Raw genomic sequence first — 13,745 nt, forward strand, 5'->3', positions numbered from 1 at the left:
CCGGTCCTGGGCGAGGGCTGGTCGCCGCCACCACCCGACGACATCCTCGACCGCTTCGACGACCTTGACGAGCCCGTCGACCCGTACCCCGACGGCTACCTCCCCGACGAGCTGCCCCCACTCGAACTGCTCCGGATCCCCACGGATCCCATCCCCGACCCGCCTGACGAGTGGTGCACGGCTCGCGACGTGACGACGGCTGCCTGATCGAGCCACCCCTGGCGTCCGCACTAGGCTGGCCCGCGTGATCGACCTGAAGCTGCTGCGTGAGAACCCCGACCGAGTGCGCGCCTCACAGCGCGCGAGGGGTGAGGACGAAGGCGTCGTCGACGCCGTCCTCGCCGCGGAGGAGAAGCGCCGCTCGAGCCTCACGGCCTACGAGCAGCTGCGGGCCGAGCAGAAGGCCATGGGCAAGGACGTGGCCAGGGCCCAGGGCGACGAGAAGCAGGCCCTGCTCGCGCGCACCAAGGAGCTCGCCGCCCAGGTCAAGGCCAACCAGGCCGCCGCCGACGAGGCCGCTGCGGAGCTCGCCACCCTCACGCGCACCATCGGCAACGTCATCGAGGACGGCGTGCCGGTCGGCGGCGAGGACGACTACGTCGTGCTCGACGAGGTCGGCACCCCACGCGACTTCGCCGCCGAGGGCTTCGAGCCCAAGGACCACCTCGCCCTCGCCGAGGGCCTGGGCGCCCTCGACATGGAGCGCGGCGCCAAGGTGTCGGGTTCGCGGTTCTACTTCCTCAAGGGCGTGGGCGCCCGCCTCGAGATGGCGATGCTCCAGCTCGCGATGCAGCGCGCCATCGACGCCGGCTTCGTCCCGATGATCACCCCGACGCTCGTCAAGGCCGAGGTCATGGCCGGCGCCGGCTTCCTCGACCACCACGCCGACGAGGTCTACCGGCTCGAGGCCGACGACCTCTACCTCACCGGCACGAGCGAGGTGGCGCTCGCCGGCTACCACGCCGACGAGATCATCGACCTCTCTGCCGGACCGGTCCGCTACGCAGGTCAGTCGACCTGCTACCGCCGCGAGGCGGGCAGCTACGGCAAGGACACCCGCGGCATCATCCGGGTCCACCAGTTCAACAAGATCGAGATGTTCGTCTACTGCCGGCCCGAGGAGGCCGAGGCGGAGCACCAGCGCCTGCTCGCCTTCGAGCGGGAGATGCTCGAGGCCATGGAGCTGCCCTACCGCGTCATCGACACGGCGGCCGGCGACCTCGGCGGCCCGGCGGCGCGCAAGTACGACTGCGAGGCGTGGGTCCCGACCCAGGGGCGGCACCGCGAGCTGACGTCGACCTCGAACTGCACGACCTTCCAGGCGCGCCGGCTCAAGACCCGCTACCGCGTCCAGGGCGGCGGCACCGAGGTCGCGGCCACGCTCAACGGCACCCTGGCCACGACGCGCTGGCTCGTCGCGATCCTCGAGAACCACCAGCAGGCCGACGGCTCCGTCGTCGTGCCGGCCGCGCTGCGCCCCCTCATCGGGCTCGACGTCCTCAGCCCCGCCTGACGGCCCGAGGACGACGCCGCGTCACCCCTCCGTGCAGCCGTCCCAGTGGGCGAGGAGGTCGCTCACGACCTGGCCCCACGGCACGTCGATGAAACCCTTGATCTCGGCGATGCGCACCGCGATCGCCCGGGGGTCGCCGGTGGCCTGCGGGACGAAGACCTGGCCGACGCACGAGGCGTGCGGTGACGGACCGGCGGCAGCCGGTGAGGCCAGACCGACGGCACCAGCCGCGGTCAGGGCGAGGACAGCCGCGGACACTCCTGCTCTGCGCATCTCGTTCCTCCTTGCTCGCCCCGTCGGGAGTCAGGGGACTGAGCAAAGGACTACCACCGCGCTGGCTCGGCTCGCCGGCATACGGGCGAAATGGGCTCGGGCACGGAAGCGGGTCCCTACCGTGGGGTCATGACAGGCAACGGAGCGGCCCTCGACGTCGAGGGGCTCTCCCGGTCGTTCGGTGACCTGCGCGCCGTCGACGACGTGTCCTTCACGGTCCCGGGAGGACTCCTCACCGGGTTCGTCGGCGGCAACGGCGCGGGCAAGACGACGACGATGCGGATGATCATGGGCCTGCTGGCCCTGCACGGGGGAGAGGTCCGCTGGAACGGCGCGCCCATCACCGCTGGCGACCGGCGCCGGATCGGCTACATGCCCGAGGAGCGCGGCCTCTACCCCAAGCAGAAGGTCCTCGACCAGCTCGTCTACCTCGGTGAGCTCTCCGGCATGAGCCGCGCAGACGCCAGGTCCGCGGTCATGGTCACCCTCGAGCGGTTCGACCTCGCGGACCGCGCCGGCGAGCGCGTCGAGAAGCTGTCGCTGGGCAACCAGCAGCGGGTGCAGATCACCGCCGCGCTCATGACGACGCCGGACGCGCTCATCCTCGATGAGCCGTTCTCCGGGCTCGACCCGCGGGCGGTCGACTCCATGACCGACCTGCTCCGCGAGCACGCCGCGCGCGGGATCCCCGTCCTCTTCTCCTCGCACCAGCTCGACCTCGTCGAGCGCCTCTGCGACCGCCTCGTCATCCTCTCGAGGGGACGCGTCGTCGCCTCCGGTTCCGTGGACGACCTGCGCAGCAGGGGGCCGGTGCGGTACCGCACCACCCTCGGAGGTGACGCCGGATGGATCCGGGACGTGGGCGGCATCCACGTCGTCGACCTGGACGGGACCACGGCGCTCGTCGAGGCCAGCGACCCGCCCGCCCTGCAAAGGCTGCTGCGCGCGGCGGTCGAGCGCGGTGACGTCCTCGACTTCGCGAGACACGTCCCTGCGCTGTCCGAGGTGTACCGGGAGGTGACCGCATGAGGTCCACCGTCTGGGTCACCGTGGCCCGCCGCGAGATCGTCACCAAGCTCACCGACCGGACGTTCCTGCTCAGCACGTTCGGGCTCATCGGCCTCCTCGCAGTCGTCCTGGGCGTGCAGGCGTTCATGGCCAACCGCACGGAGACCTACACCGTCGTCACGAGCTCCGCCCCGGCCGCGCAGATGGCCGCGCAGGTCGAGCTCGTCGCGGAGGCGACCGACGACAAGGTGTCCGTCACGGTGACGCGGGCGGCGGACGACGCGGCCGCCACCCGCGCCCTGCGAGCCGACGAGGCCAGCGTGTGGTTGCACGAGGGCGGCGACGGGTGGCTGCTCACCGGGAAGGCCGACGTCCCGGACGGGGTCGAGACGTTCGCCGCCACCGCGATCCGCGAGGTGACCCTGGGGGCCAACGCGGCCGCAGCGGGGACGTCCGTCGAGGAGCTCGTGCGCGGATCCGCGCTCAGCACGGCCGTTCTCGAGGGGGATGCAGAGAAGGCCGGGGTCGCTCAGGCCCTCGGCTTCGCCCTGGCCCTGCTCTTCTACCTCGCCTCGTTCACCTTCGGCTACGCCCTGGCGAACAGCGTCGTCGAGGAGAAGGCCAGCCGCATCGTCGAGATCATCGCCACGAAGATCACGACGAGGGAGCTGCTCGCCGGCAAGGTCCTGGGCAACCTCGTGCTGGCGTTCGGTCAGATGGCGATCTTCGTCGCCGTCGGGCTCGTCGGGCTGACCTTCACGGAGTACGACCGGTTCATCCCCGCCATCTCGGGCGCGGTGGGGTGGTTCACGGTCTTCTTCGTCGTCGGGTTCGGGCTGCTCGCCTGCCTCTGGGCCGTCGCCGGAGCGCTCGCCAGCCGCACCGAGGACGTGCAGTCGACGTCGACGCCGCTGACGTTCCTCACGACCGGCGTGTTCTTCGGCGCGCTCCTCGCGACCGGGACGGCCAAGACGGTGCTGTCGTTCGTGCCGCCCTTCTCCGCGGTCATCATGCCGGTGCGCGTCCTCGAGGGCTCGGCGCCGTGGTGGCAGGCCCTCGTCGCCCTCGTCATCCTCGTCGTGGCGGCCGCGCTCGTCGTGCAGGTCGCGGCGCGCCTCTACCAGCGCTCGCTGCTGCAGACGCAGGGCCGGCTCAGCCTCAGGCAGGCGTGGTCCACCCCGGACTGAAGTTCGCTACGGTCGGGCGATGGTGACCCGCCGCCGTCCCCGGATCAGCGAGCTCGCGCCGCTGCTGCGCCCCAAGCCGATCGAGTGGAGTGCCCGCCGCCGGCGGCTCGACGGTGCGCTGACGATCGCCGACCTGCGCACGGTCGCCCGCCGGCGGACGCCACGCAGCGTCTTCGACTACACCGACGGTGCGGCGGAGGGGGAGATCAGCCTCGGCCGTGCTCGGGACACCTTCGCCGGACTGACCTTCCACCCGGCCGTGCTGCGCGACGTCGGCGAGGTCGACACCTCGACGACGATCCTCGGCGGCCGCTCGGAGCTCCCGTTCTCGTTCGCCCCGACCGGCTTCACCCGGATGATGCAGCACGAGGGGGAGCCGGCGGTGGTCCGCGTGGCCGAGCGGGCCGGCATACCGTATGCGCTCTCCACCATGGGGACGACCTCGATCGAGGACGTCGCCCGGGCAGCACCGGGCGCCCGGCGCTGGTTCCAGCTCTACGTGTGGAAGGACCGGTCGGCGGGGGAGGCGCTCATGCGCCGGGCCGCGGCGGCCGGGTACGAGGCCCTCGTCCTCACGGTCGACGTCCCGGTCGCCGGCGCGCGGCTGCGGGACGTCCGCAACGGCTTCTCGCTGCCCCCCGCGCTCACCGCGAGGACCGTGCTCGACGCGGCGATGCACCCGAACTGGTGGGTCGACCTGCTCACGACCGAGCCGCTCGAGTTCGCGTCGCTGACGTCGTGGGACGGGCCGGTCGCGGACCTGCTCAACTCGCTGTTCGACCCGACGATGACGCTGGAAGACCTCGCCTGGGTGCGCTCGGTCTGGGACGGCCCGCTCGTCATCAAGGGGATCCAGACCGTGGCCGACGCGCAGCGGGTCACCGACGCCGGCGCGGACGCGATCGTCCTGTCCAACCACGGAGGGCGCCAGCTCGACCGGGCCCCGGTCCCCCTGCGAATCCTCCCGGACGTGCGGGCCGCGCTCGGTGACGGCGCCGAGATCATGCTCGACACCGGGGTGATGTCCGGCGCCGACGTCGTCGCGGCCCTGGCCCTCGGAGCAGACAGCGTCATGGTCGGGCGGGCCTACCTCTACGGGCTCATGGCCGGCGGCGAGGACGGCGTCCAGCGGGCCGTCGACATCCTCGGCGCGGAGGTGCGCCGCACGATGGCCCTGCTCGGCGTGCGCTCCGTGGCCGAGCTCTCGCCGGGGCACGTGAGCCTCTGAGCGGACGGGCCGGGCCGCCCGCGCGCGGGCCACGAGCGGGACGGGATTTGACAAGGTAAGGCAAGCCTCACTTAGGGTCGCCTTACTCCCGTCGCCGCGGCACCCGCGGCCCGACCCAGAAGGTCCCATGTTGACTCGCCGCTCCCTCGTGGCCGCCGCCTCCACGGCCGCCGCCGCCCTCGCCCTCACGGCCTGCTCGACCGGCCCGACGAGCGAGGCCTCGGCCGACCCGTCGACGTCCTCGTCGGTCGGGGTCGACCAGGACGCCTTCCCCACGACGATCACCCACGCGTTCGGCGAGACGACCGTCAGCGCCGAGCCCCGGCGGATCGCCACCGTCGGCTGGAACGACGCCGACGTCGTCGTCTCCCTCGGCGTCATCCCGGTGGGCGCCACCAAGATCACCTGGGGCGGCAACGCGAACGGCTCGACGGACTGGTTCGACGCAGGGGTCACGAAGCTCGACCCCGGCGCGACGATCACCCGCTACGACGACACCGCCGGTGTCCCGGTCGAGGAGATCGCCGCGACCAGGCCCGACCTCATCCTCGGGGTGAACTCGGGCATCTCGAAGGAGGAGTACGACACGCTCTCCAAGATCGCGCCGACCGTGGCCTACCCCGGCGCCGCCTGGGGCACGTCGTGGGAGGAGAGCGTCAAGATCGTCGGCCAGGCCCTCGGCCGCACGACGCGGGCCACCGCGCTCGCGGCGGACACCAACGCCACGATCGACGAGGCCGTCGCGAAGTACCCGCAGATCAAGGGCAAGTCCGCGGCGTGGGCCTGGTTCACCCCGACCGACCTCTCGGTCGTGAGCCTCTACACGACGAACGACCTGCGTCCGCAGATCCTGCGGCGCTTCGGCATGGTCGACGCCCCGACGGTCACCGCGCTGAGCAAGGGCAACGCCCAGTTCAGCACCAACCTCTCCGCGGAGAAGTCCTCGACGCTCGACGCCGACGTGCTCATCTTCTACGTGGAGAAGCCCGAGGAGGTCGACCTCCTCAAGAGGAACGCGCTCCTCGGGCAGATCCCGGCCCTGAGGAGCAACCACTACGTCGCGAGCGCCGACAACGCCGTGGCCCTGACGATGTCGTCGCCGTCGCCGCTGTCCATGCCGGTCGCACTCGAGAAGTTCCTGCCCAAGATCGCCTCGGCCGTGGACGGAACCCCCGCACAGTGACGGTCCGGGCCACCACTGCGCCCGGTATGCCGGCCGCCCACGCAGAGCGTGGGACCCGCGTCCCCACGAGTGCGGTCGTCGCCGGTGGGGTGGCCGTCGTGGCGGTGGCCGTCGCGCTCTCGCTGCTCGTCGGGACCCAGGCCGTCGCTCCCGCCGACGTCGTCACGGCCCTCACGGGTGGGGCCGTCCCGGACGACGTCGCCGGCATCGTCGCCTCGCGGGTCGACCGCACCCTCGTCGGCCTCGTCGTCGGTGCCGCGGTCGCGGTCTGCGGCGTCGTGCTGCAGGGCCTCACCCGCAACCCCCTCGCCGAGCCGGGGATCCTCGGCATCAACTCCGGCGCCGCCCTCGCGGTCGTCGTCGGCATCAAGCTCTTCGCGATCTCGGGCGTCGGCGGCTACGTCTGGTTCGCCCTGGCGGGAGCGATCGTCACGGCCGTCGTCGTCCAGCTGCTCGCCCTGCTCGCGCCGGTGCGCGCCCAGCCCGTGACGATGGCGCTGGCCGGCGCCGCGGTCATGGCGACGTCGACGAGCATCGTGGGCGCCATCCTCGTCTCCGACCAGGGTGCCCTCGACGTCTTCCGCTTCTGGCAGGTCGGGTCGGTGGCCGGCCGAGGCGCCGGGATCGTCCTCGACGTCGCGCCCTTCCTGCTCGTCGGCTTCGTCCTCGCCCTCTCGTCGGGCTCGGTGCTCAACACCGTCGCCCTCGGTGACGACCTCGCCCGCGGACTCGGGCAGCGCGTGCTGGTCCACCGCCTGCTCGCTGCGGCCGGCGCCATCCTCCTCGCCGCCTGCGCCACCGCGCTCGCCGGGCCGATCGCCTTCGTGGGCCTCGTCGTCCCGCACGTCGTGCGCGCCGTCGTCGGCCCGGACCACCGCCGCATCCTCGTCGGCACCGTCTTCGCCGGTCCGGTGCTCGTCGTCGTCGCCGACACGCTGGGCCGCGTCGTCGCCGCGCCGAGCGAGGTCCAGGCCGGCATCATCTGCGCCGTCATCGGCGCCCCCTTCCTCGTCGGGCTCGTGCGCCGGATGGACGTCACATGAGCGCGGCGGTCCTGGCCGTGCGCGAGGCGAGGCGCGGCGTGCACCGCCGGCAGCGCGTCCTCCTCGTCGCCCTCGGTGCGCTCGTCGTCGGCCTGTTCCTCGTGCGGGCCCTGCTCGGCGACTACCGCATCTCGTTCGTGGACGGCATACGGATGGTCACCGGGACCACCATCCCCGGCGCGTCCTTCATCTTCATGGAGTCGACGCTGCCCCGGGCCTGCATGGCGGTGCTCGCGGGAGCGGCCTTCGCGTCGGCGGGGGCGGCCTACCAGTCGATGCTCCGCAACCCGCTCGCCAGCCCGGACGTGCTCGGCATCACGCTCGGCGCCAGCGCCGCGGCGGTCTTCGCGGTCGTCCTGCTCGGCTGGACCGGCACCCCCGTGGCGCTCGTCGCCTTCGCGGGGGCGGTCGGCGTCGCGGCGACAATCCACGGCTTCGCCGGGCGGGGTGGGGCCGCCACCGGCCGGATGATCCTCGTCGGGGTCGGGCTGGCCGCCGTGCTCAGCTCGGTCGTGCACTGGGTCCTGCTGCGCGCCGACGTCTACCGCGCGCAGGACGCGCTCGTCTGGCTCACCGGCAGCCTCGGCTCGGTGTCGTGGAGCGAGATCACCCGGCTCGCGGTCGTCGTCGCCGTCGCCCTGCCACTGCTCGTCGTGGTGACCCGCCAGCTCGGGGTGCTCGGCCTCGGCGACGACCTCGCCGCCGGGCTCGGCGTCCGCGCCGGCCGGATGCGGCTCGTCGTCACCGCGCTCGTCGTCCTCCTCGCGGCCTCGGCGACCGCCGTCTGCGGGCCGATCGCCTTCGTCGGCTTCCTCAGCGGTCCGATCGCCCGTCGCCTCTCCCGGGGGCGCACCTCCGTCCCGGCCGCCGCCCTCGTCGGTGCCGCGATGGTGCTGGCCGCCGACCACGTCAGTGCGTATGCCGTCCCCGGCACCGCCTACCCCGTCGGTGTCGTCACCGGGCTCGCCGGCGCCCCCGTCCTCGTCTGGCTGCTCGTCGCGGGCCGCCGTTCCCTCCAGGAGGCATCATGAGCACCCTCGTCGCCGAACGCCTCACCCTCGCCTACGACAAGCGGGTCGTCGTCGACGGACTCGACCTCGTCGTCCCCACCGGCCGGGTCACCGCCGTCGTCGGGCCCAACGGCTGCGGCAAGTCCACCCTCCTGCGCGGGCTCTCGCGGCTGCTGCCACCCACCGAGGGACAGGTCCTCCTCGACGGCGAGGTCATCGGGTCGCTCCCGACCAAGGAGGTCGCCAGGCGGCTCGGCCTGCTCCCGCAGCAGCCGACCGTGCCCGAGGGCATCACCGTCGCCGAGCTCGTCGAGCGCGGTCGCCACCCCCACCACGGGCTCTTCCGCCAGTGGTCCCACGACGACGAGGTCGTCGTCGCCGCGGCGCTGGAGATGACCGAGCTCGTCGAGCTCGCGCGCGTCCCCGTCGACAGCCTCTCCGGCGGCCAGCGGCAGCGGGCGTGGATCGCGATGGCCCTCGCGCAGCGGACCCCGGTGCTCCTCCTCGACGAGCCGACGTCGTTCCTCGACATCGCGCACCAGATCGACGTGCTCGAGCTGGTCCGCGACCTCAACGCCCGAGAGGGCACCACCGTCGTCATGGTGCTCCACGACCTGGCGATGGCCGCCCGCTACGCCGACCACCTCGTCGCCATGTGCGGGGGTGAGATCGTCGCCGAGGGTGCACCGTCCGAGATCGTCACCCCCCGCGTCATCGAGTCGGTCTTCGGGATCGCGGCGTCCGTCGTCACCGACCCGACCACCGGCGACCCCGTCGTCATCCCCCACCGCAGGAAGCGAGACCCGTCGTGACCGTCATCGACCGCGTCGCCACGAAGGCGGCCACCACCCACGCCCGGCTCACGATGGCGTCGCCGGTCCAGCGCGAGGGACACGCGCAGTTCGAGATGACCGTGGCCGCCGTCAGCGACCTCGGGGGCGGGATGCGGCGGATCACCTTCACCGCGGACCAGCTCGGCGACTTCCGCCTCGCCGGGGCCGACGAGTACTTCGGCCTGCTCATGCCGCGCGAGGGTGCGGCGCTGACGCTGCCGGACGGCACCCGGGAGAACGTCCGCGCCGCCATCGCCGACCTGCCCGAGACCGAGCGACCGAACCTGCGGTGGTACACGATCCGGGCCCACCACGCGCTCCACCGGACCATCGACGTCGACGTCGTCACCCACGGCGACTCCGGCCCCGGTTCCGCGTGGGCCTGCGCCGCACGGGTCGGCGAGCGCGTCGGGTTCCGCTCCGGTGGGGCGCTCTTCCGCGGTCACGAGTGCGACGGTCCCATGGTGCTCGTCGCCGACGAGACGGCCCTGCCGGGCCTGGCCGCGATCGTCGACGCGCACCCGGAGGTCGTGGACCGGGCCACGATCCACGTCGAGGTCGCCGACCGGGCCGCGCTCGCGGCATACGCCTTCGGCGGAGCCGACGTCCACGTCCACGACCGCACCGACGGCGTCCCCGGGTCGGCCGTCCTGCCCGCGCTGCGCGAGGAGGACCTCGGCCGGATCGCGTACGCCTGGCTGTGCGGGGAGTCCGGCATGGTCACCGAGGGCCGCCGCCTGCTCGTCACCCGGGCCGGAGTCGACCGGCGCCGCGTGCTCTTCTCGGGCTACTGGAAGCTCGGCCAGGAACGCGGCTAGATAGGTTGGCGACCATGACGGCCGCCCCTGCCCAGCTCACCCCGCACCTCGTCGCGCTCGACGTCGACGGCACGACGATCAACCACGCCGGGGAGATGTCGGCCGCGGTGCACGCCGCGGTGCGCGCGGCGGTCGACGCCGGACACCACGTCACCATCGCGACGGGGCGCGCGATCCTCGCGACCCTGCCGATCCTCGCGAAGCTCGGGATCAGCACGGGGTATGCCGTGTGCTCCAACGGGGCGGTGACGCTGCGGCTCGACCCGGAGGCCCCCGACGGCTACGAGGTCATCGAGGCCGTCACCTTCGACCCGCGGCCCGCCCTCGACCTGCTCCGCAGCGAGTGGCCTGACGCCGTCGTCGCGGTCGAGGAGCTCGGGGTGGGGTTCAAGGTGAGCGCCCCCTTCCCCGACGGCGAGCTCGAGGGCCGGATCACCGTCGTGTCGTGGGACGAGCTGCTCGCCGACCCGGTGACCCGTGTGACGTTCCGGTCGCCGAACGGCACGAGCAAGGACTTCACCGACCTCACCGAGCGGATCGGTCTGCACGGCGTCAACTACGCGGTCGGCTTCACCGCCTGGCTCGACATCAACCCCGAGGGCGTGAGCAAGGGCTCCGCCCTTGAGCTGGTGCGGCGCCGGCTCGGCGTCGAGCCCATCCACACCGTCGCCGTCGGGGACCAGCGCAACGACCTCGAGATGCTGCACTGGGCCGCGCGCGGGGTCGCGATGGGCAACGCGCCCGACGAGGTCAAGGCGGCCGCGGACGAGACGACCCTCGACGTGGACGACGACGGACTCGTCCCTGTGCTCCAATCACTGGTGTGACTGACACCGCTCGCAAGGTCGGCGACCACGACATCATCGAGAAGGGCGCCCGGCTCGGGTTCGTCATGAGCGGGGTCATCCACCTCGTCATCGCCTGGATCGCCCTGAGGATCGCCTGGGGGATCGAGGGCGGCTCCGGCAGCGCCGACAAGTCCGGTGCGCTCGAGACGGTCGCGGGGGGCACGACGGGGCCGATCCTGCTCTGGCTGACCGCGATCGGGTTCGTCCTCCTCGCCGTCTGGCAGGCCACCGAGGCCGTCGTCGGCCGGCACGGCAGCGAGGCGAGCGACCGGGCCAAGGCCGCGGCGAAGGCCGCGATGTACACGTTCTTCGCCTGGTCGGCCTACGCCGTCACCAAGGGTGCCACGAGCTCGGACGAGCAGAAGACCGACGAGGCCACCGCCGGGCTGATGTCGAGCCCCGGCGGGCGCGTCCTCGTCGGGATCGTCGCCCTGGCCGTCCTCACGGCGGCCGGCTACCACGTCTGGAAGGGCTGGACGAAGGGCTTCCTCGAGGAGCTGCGCTCGCACCCGGCCCCCTGGGCCGTCAACGCCGGGCGAGCCGGCTACGTCGCCAAGGGTGTCGCCCTCGCGGTGGTCGGGCTGCTCTTCGGCTCGGCGGCCGTGTCCTCCCGGGCGGCCGACGCGGGTGGTCTCGACGCCGCGCTCAAGGAGGTGCGCGACCAGCCGTTCGGCCCGTACCTGCTCACCCTCGTCGCCCTCGGCATCGCCGCCTACGGCGTGTACGCCTTCGTCAAGGCGCGGCTCGCGAAGCTCTGAGCACAGGGCAGGATGGTCGGCATGCCCAAGGCCCCCCTGCCCCCCGAGGTCGCCGAGCTCTTCGCGCGCCCGAACCCCGCCGTCGTCGCCGTGCTCCAGCCGAGCGGCGCCCCGATGTCCGTCGCCACGTGGTACCTCGTCGAGGACGACGGCACCGTGCTGCTCAACATGGACGCCGGCCGCGCCCGCCTCGACTGGATGCGTGAGCGCCCCGAGGTCGCGCTCACCGCGATCAAGGAGGACGAGTGGTACACCCACGTGTCCGTCCGCGGGAAAGTCGTGCGCTGGGAGGACGACCCCGAGAAGGCCCTGGCCGACATCGACCGGCTCTCCGTGCACTACACGGGGAAGCCCTACCGGGTCCGTGACCGCCCGCGGGTGAGCTGCTGGGTCCGTGTCGACCACTGGCACGGGTGGGGCGAGGCCAAGGGCGACTGATGTCGTCCCGTCCCGACCTCGAGATCACCTCGCCCGCCAACCCGCGGCTCAAGCAGCTCGTCGCGCTTCGGCGACGGCGGGCCCGGGACGAGGCGGGGGTCACCGTCGTCGAGGGGTTCGAGGAGCTCGGGCTGGCCCTCGACGCTGGGGTGCGTCCGCGGACCCTGTTCTACTCACCCGAGCTGATGCTCGACGCCGACGCCCAGCTGGCCCTCGTCGACGCCGTCCGGGCGTCAGGGGTCGAGACGGTGAAGGTCTCCCGGCCGGCGTTCGAGAAGGTCGCCTACCGCGAGGGACCGGACGGCTTCCTCGCCCTCGTGCCGGCGGTGCGCGGCGACCTCGCCGACCTCTGGCTGCCGCCCGCCCCACTGCTGCTCGTCTGCGAGGGCCTCGAGAAGCCGGGCAACCTCGGCGCCATGCTGCGTACCGCGGAGGCCGCCGGCGTCGACGCGGTCGTCGCCGTCGACCCCGTCACCGACTGGGGCAACCCCAACGTCGTGCGCGGCTCCAAGGGCACGGTGTTCTCGGTCCCGGTGGCAAGCGCCACCCTCGGTGAGACGGTCGCGTGGCTGCGGGAGGCCGGCATACGCCTCGTGGCGACCACCCCGGACACCGAGACGCTGCACACCGAGGCCGACCTCACCGGCGGTGTGGCGATCGCCGTCGGCACCGAGAAGTTCGGGCTGACCGACGAGGCGCTGCGGGCCGCCGACGCGCGGGTGCGCATCCCCATGCACGGCAGTGTGAACTCACTCAACGCCTCGGTGGCCGCGGCGATCGTCGTCTACGAGGCCGTGCGGCAGCGATCGGCGTAACTGCAGGTCACGGCTTCGGCGGCCCCCTCGACCCCCCGGGGTGGCCCCGTGTCAAGAGCACCCTCTGCCGTGTGTCACGATGATCGACATGCGAGTCGACCATGTTGTCTATGCCGCAGAGAACGACGGTGCCCGGGCCACGGCTGCGCGCCTGGCCGAGCAGCTGGGCGTCGAGGGGGTCGACGGCGGTGTGCACCCGAGGTTCGGGACACGCAACGTCATCCTTCCGCTTCTCGGCGACCGTTACCTCGAGGTCGTCGAGGTGCTCGACCACCCCGCGTCCGACAAGGCTCCCTTCGGCCAGGTCGTCCGGGCCCGCTCCGCCGCCGGTGGCGGCTGGCTGGGCTGGGTGCTCTCCGTGGACGACATCTCGGTGCAGGAGCAGCGCTTCGGCCGCGAGGCCGTGAACGGCAGCCGGCACCGCCCCGACGGCGTCGAGCTCCGCTGGAAGCAGCTGGGCGTCAAGGGGCTGCAGTCCGACCCGCAGCTGCCGTTCTTCGTCGAGTGGGACACCGACGTGCCGCACCCGTCCGGTGTCGGCCCGACGGAGTGCTCGCTGCGCTCGCTCGAGATCGCCGGTGACCCCGATCGCGTCCGCGACTGGATCGGCGTCGACCGCGACTACGTCCCCGAGGGCATCGACTTCAACTTCGTCGCCCCGCGCGGCAACCCGGGCATCCTCTCGGTGACCTTCGACACGCCGAACGGCCCCGTCACCCTCTGACCGGCTCCTGCACGACACGGTTCGCGAACTGTGACCTCGCTCGTGAACCGGTTCGATCCGGTTCAC

Annotated in this window: 16 protein-coding genes; 15 read left to right on the forward strand and 1 reads right to left on the reverse strand. The window is 72.6% G+C overall.

Going from position 1 to position 13,745, the window contains the following annotated elements:
- Together N801_RS21095 and serS are read left to right on the forward strand one after the other, a co-directional pair.
- Nucleotides 1-207 (forward strand): hypothetical protein (locus N801_RS21095; protein ID WP_035938905.1); only part of this gene is annotated, 207 nt, incomplete at its 5' end.
- A 37-nt stretch (nt 208-244) separates the two neighbouring features.
- The gene (gene serS / locus N801_RS13830; protein WP_035938909.1) at nt 245-1,513 is read left to right on the forward strand and encodes a serine--tRNA ligase; all 1,269 of its coding nucleotides are present in this window, start codon (nt 245-247) and stop codon (nt 1,511-1,513) included.
- Between the two features lie 21 nt (nt 1,514-1,534).
- Here the strand turns inward: serS and N801_RS13835 are convergent, their stop codons facing one another.
- Entirely contained in the window at nt 1,535-1,786 is a 252-nt protein-coding gene (locus N801_RS13835) for a hypothetical protein (RefSeq protein ID WP_156996779.1), read from the reverse strand.
- Between the two features lie 129 nt (nt 1,787-1,915).
- Between N801_RS13835 and N801_RS13840 the strand changes: the two genes are divergently transcribed.
- From N801_RS13840 to N801_RS13900, 13 genes are all read left to right on the forward strand, one after another.
- Entirely contained in the window at nt 1,916-2,815 is a 900-nt protein-coding gene (locus N801_RS13840) for an ABC transporter ATP-binding protein (RefSeq protein WP_035938917.1), read from the forward strand.
- Nucleotides 2,812-3,981: an ABC transporter permease gene (locus tag N801_RS13845; RefSeq protein ID WP_035938920.1), complete on the forward strand. Its 1,170-nt coding sequence runs from the start codon at nt 2,812-2,814 to the stop codon at nt 3,979-3,981. The genes N801_RS13840 and N801_RS13845 overlap by 4 nt, the downstream gene beginning before the upstream one ends.
- Nucleotides 3,982-4,000: 19 nt before the next feature.
- A complete protein-coding gene (locus tag N801_RS13850; protein ID WP_035938923.1) occupies nt 4,001-5,209 on the forward strand; it encodes an alpha-hydroxy acid oxidase in 1,209 nt (402 codons plus the stop codon).
- 127 nt (nt 5,210-5,336) lie between these two features.
- A complete protein-coding gene (locus N801_RS13855) occupies nt 5,337-6,392 on the forward strand; it encodes an iron-siderophore ABC transporter substrate-binding protein (RefSeq protein ID WP_035938925.1) in 1,056 nt (351 codons plus the stop codon).
- A 26-nt stretch (nt 6,393-6,418) separates the two neighbouring features.
- Nucleotides 6,419-7,435 (forward strand): FecCD family ABC transporter permease, encoded by a 1,017-nt coding sequence (locus tag N801_RS13860; RefSeq protein WP_035938927.1) that lies wholly within the window; start codon nt 6,419-6,421, stop codon nt 7,433-7,435.
- The gene (locus N801_RS13865) at nt 7,432-8,466 is read left to right on the forward strand and encodes a FecCD family ABC transporter permease (RefSeq protein WP_035938928.1); all 1,035 of its coding nucleotides are present in this window, start codon (nt 7,432-7,434) and stop codon (nt 8,464-8,466) included. The genes N801_RS13860 and N801_RS13865 overlap by 4 nt, the downstream gene beginning before the upstream one ends.
- Nucleotides 8,463-9,257: an ABC transporter ATP-binding protein gene (locus N801_RS13870; protein WP_035938929.1), complete on the forward strand. Its 795-nt coding sequence runs from the start codon at nt 8,463-8,465 to the stop codon at nt 9,255-9,257. The genes N801_RS13865 and N801_RS13870 overlap by 4 nt, the downstream gene beginning before the upstream one ends.
- Nucleotides 9,254-10,096: a siderophore-interacting protein gene (locus tag N801_RS13875; protein ID WP_035938931.1), complete on the forward strand. Its 843-nt coding sequence runs from the start codon at nt 9,254-9,256 to the stop codon at nt 10,094-10,096. The genes N801_RS13870 and N801_RS13875 overlap by 4 nt, the downstream gene beginning before the upstream one ends.
- 14 nt (nt 10,097-10,110) lie before the next feature.
- Entirely contained in the window at nt 10,111-10,923 is an 813-nt protein-coding gene (locus tag N801_RS13880; RefSeq protein ID WP_035938932.1) for an HAD family hydrolase, read from the forward strand.
- Nucleotides 10,920-11,702 carry a DUF1206 domain-containing protein gene (locus N801_RS13885; RefSeq protein WP_052113037.1) on the forward strand — a complete coding sequence of 261 codons (783 nt, stop codon included), beginning with the start codon at nt 10,920-10,922 and terminating at the stop codon, nt 11,700-11,702. The genes N801_RS13880 and N801_RS13885 overlap by 4 nt, the downstream gene beginning before the upstream one ends.
- 21 nt (nt 11,703-11,723) lie before the next feature.
- Nucleotides 11,724-12,140 carry a pyridoxamine 5'-phosphate oxidase family protein gene (locus N801_RS13890; RefSeq protein WP_035938937.1) on the forward strand — a complete coding sequence of 139 codons (417 nt, stop codon included), beginning with the start codon at nt 11,724-11,726 and terminating at the stop codon, nt 12,138-12,140.
- Nucleotides 12,140-12,955 (forward strand): TrmH family RNA methyltransferase, encoded by an 816-nt coding sequence (locus N801_RS13895; protein ID WP_035938940.1) that lies wholly within the window; start codon nt 12,140-12,142, stop codon nt 12,953-12,955. Before N801_RS13890 ends, N801_RS13895 begins: the two co-directional genes overlap by 1 nt.
- Before the next feature lie 88 nt (nt 12,956-13,043).
- Nucleotides 13,044-13,679 (forward strand): VOC family protein, encoded by a 636-nt coding sequence (locus N801_RS13900; RefSeq protein WP_035938966.1) that lies wholly within the window; start codon nt 13,044-13,046, stop codon nt 13,677-13,679.
- Nucleotides 13,680-13,745 lie beyond the last annotated feature (66 nt).

The sequence above is a fragment of the Knoellia aerolata DSM 18566 genome (genome assembly GCF_000768695.1).
In the GTDB taxonomy this organism is placed as follows: domain Bacteria; phylum Actinomycetota; class Actinomycetes; order Actinomycetales; family Dermatophilaceae; genus Knoellia; species Knoellia aerolata.

Bases quoted from the DNA above. Each gene is read 5' to 3' on its own strand.
- N801_RS13865 (WP_035938928.1), top strand. From the start codon at position 7,432: ATGAGCGCGGCGGTCCTGGCCGTGCGCGAGGCGAGGCGCGGCGTGCAC.
- N801_RS13845 (WP_035938920.1), top strand. From the start codon at position 2,812: ATGAGGTCCACCGTCTGGGTCACCGTGGCCCGCCGCGAGATCGTCACC.
- N801_RS13870 (WP_035938929.1), top strand. From the start codon at position 8,463: ATGAGCACCCTCGTCGCCGAACGCCTCACCCTCGCCTACGACAAGCGG.
- N801_RS13855 (WP_035938925.1), top strand. From the start codon at position 5,337: ATGTTGACTCGCCGCTCCCTCGTGGCCGCCGCCTCCACGGCCGCCGCC.
- N801_RS13895 (WP_035938940.1), top strand. From the start codon at position 12,140: ATGTCGTCCCGTCCCGACCTCGAGATCACCTCGCCCGCCAACCCGCGG.
- N801_RS13850 (WP_035938923.1), top strand. From the start codon at position 4,001: ATGGTGACCCGCCGCCGTCCCCGGATCAGCGAGCTCGCGCCGCTGCTG.
- N801_RS13840 (WP_035938917.1), top strand. From the start codon at position 1,916: ATGACAGGCAACGGAGCGGCCCTCGACGTCGAGGGGCTCTCCCGGTCG.
- N801_RS13890 (WP_035938937.1), top strand. From the start codon at position 11,724: ATGCCCAAGGCCCCCCTGCCCCCCGAGGTCGCCGAGCTCTTCGCGCGC.
- N801_RS13835 (WP_156996779.1), bottom strand. From the start codon at position 1,786: ATGCGCAGAGCAGGAGTGTCCGCGGCTGTCCTCGCCCTGACCGCGGCT.
- N801_RS13860 (WP_035938927.1), top strand. From the start codon at position 6,419: ATGCCGGCCGCCCACGCAGAGCGTGGGACCCGCGTCCCCACGAGTGCG.
- N801_RS13880 (WP_035938932.1), top strand. From the start codon at position 10,111: ATGACGGCCGCCCCTGCCCAGCTCACCCCGCACCTCGTCGCGCTCGAC.
- N801_RS13900 (WP_035938966.1), top strand. From the start codon at position 13,044: ATGCGAGTCGACCATGTTGTCTATGCCGCAGAGAACGACGGTGCCCGG.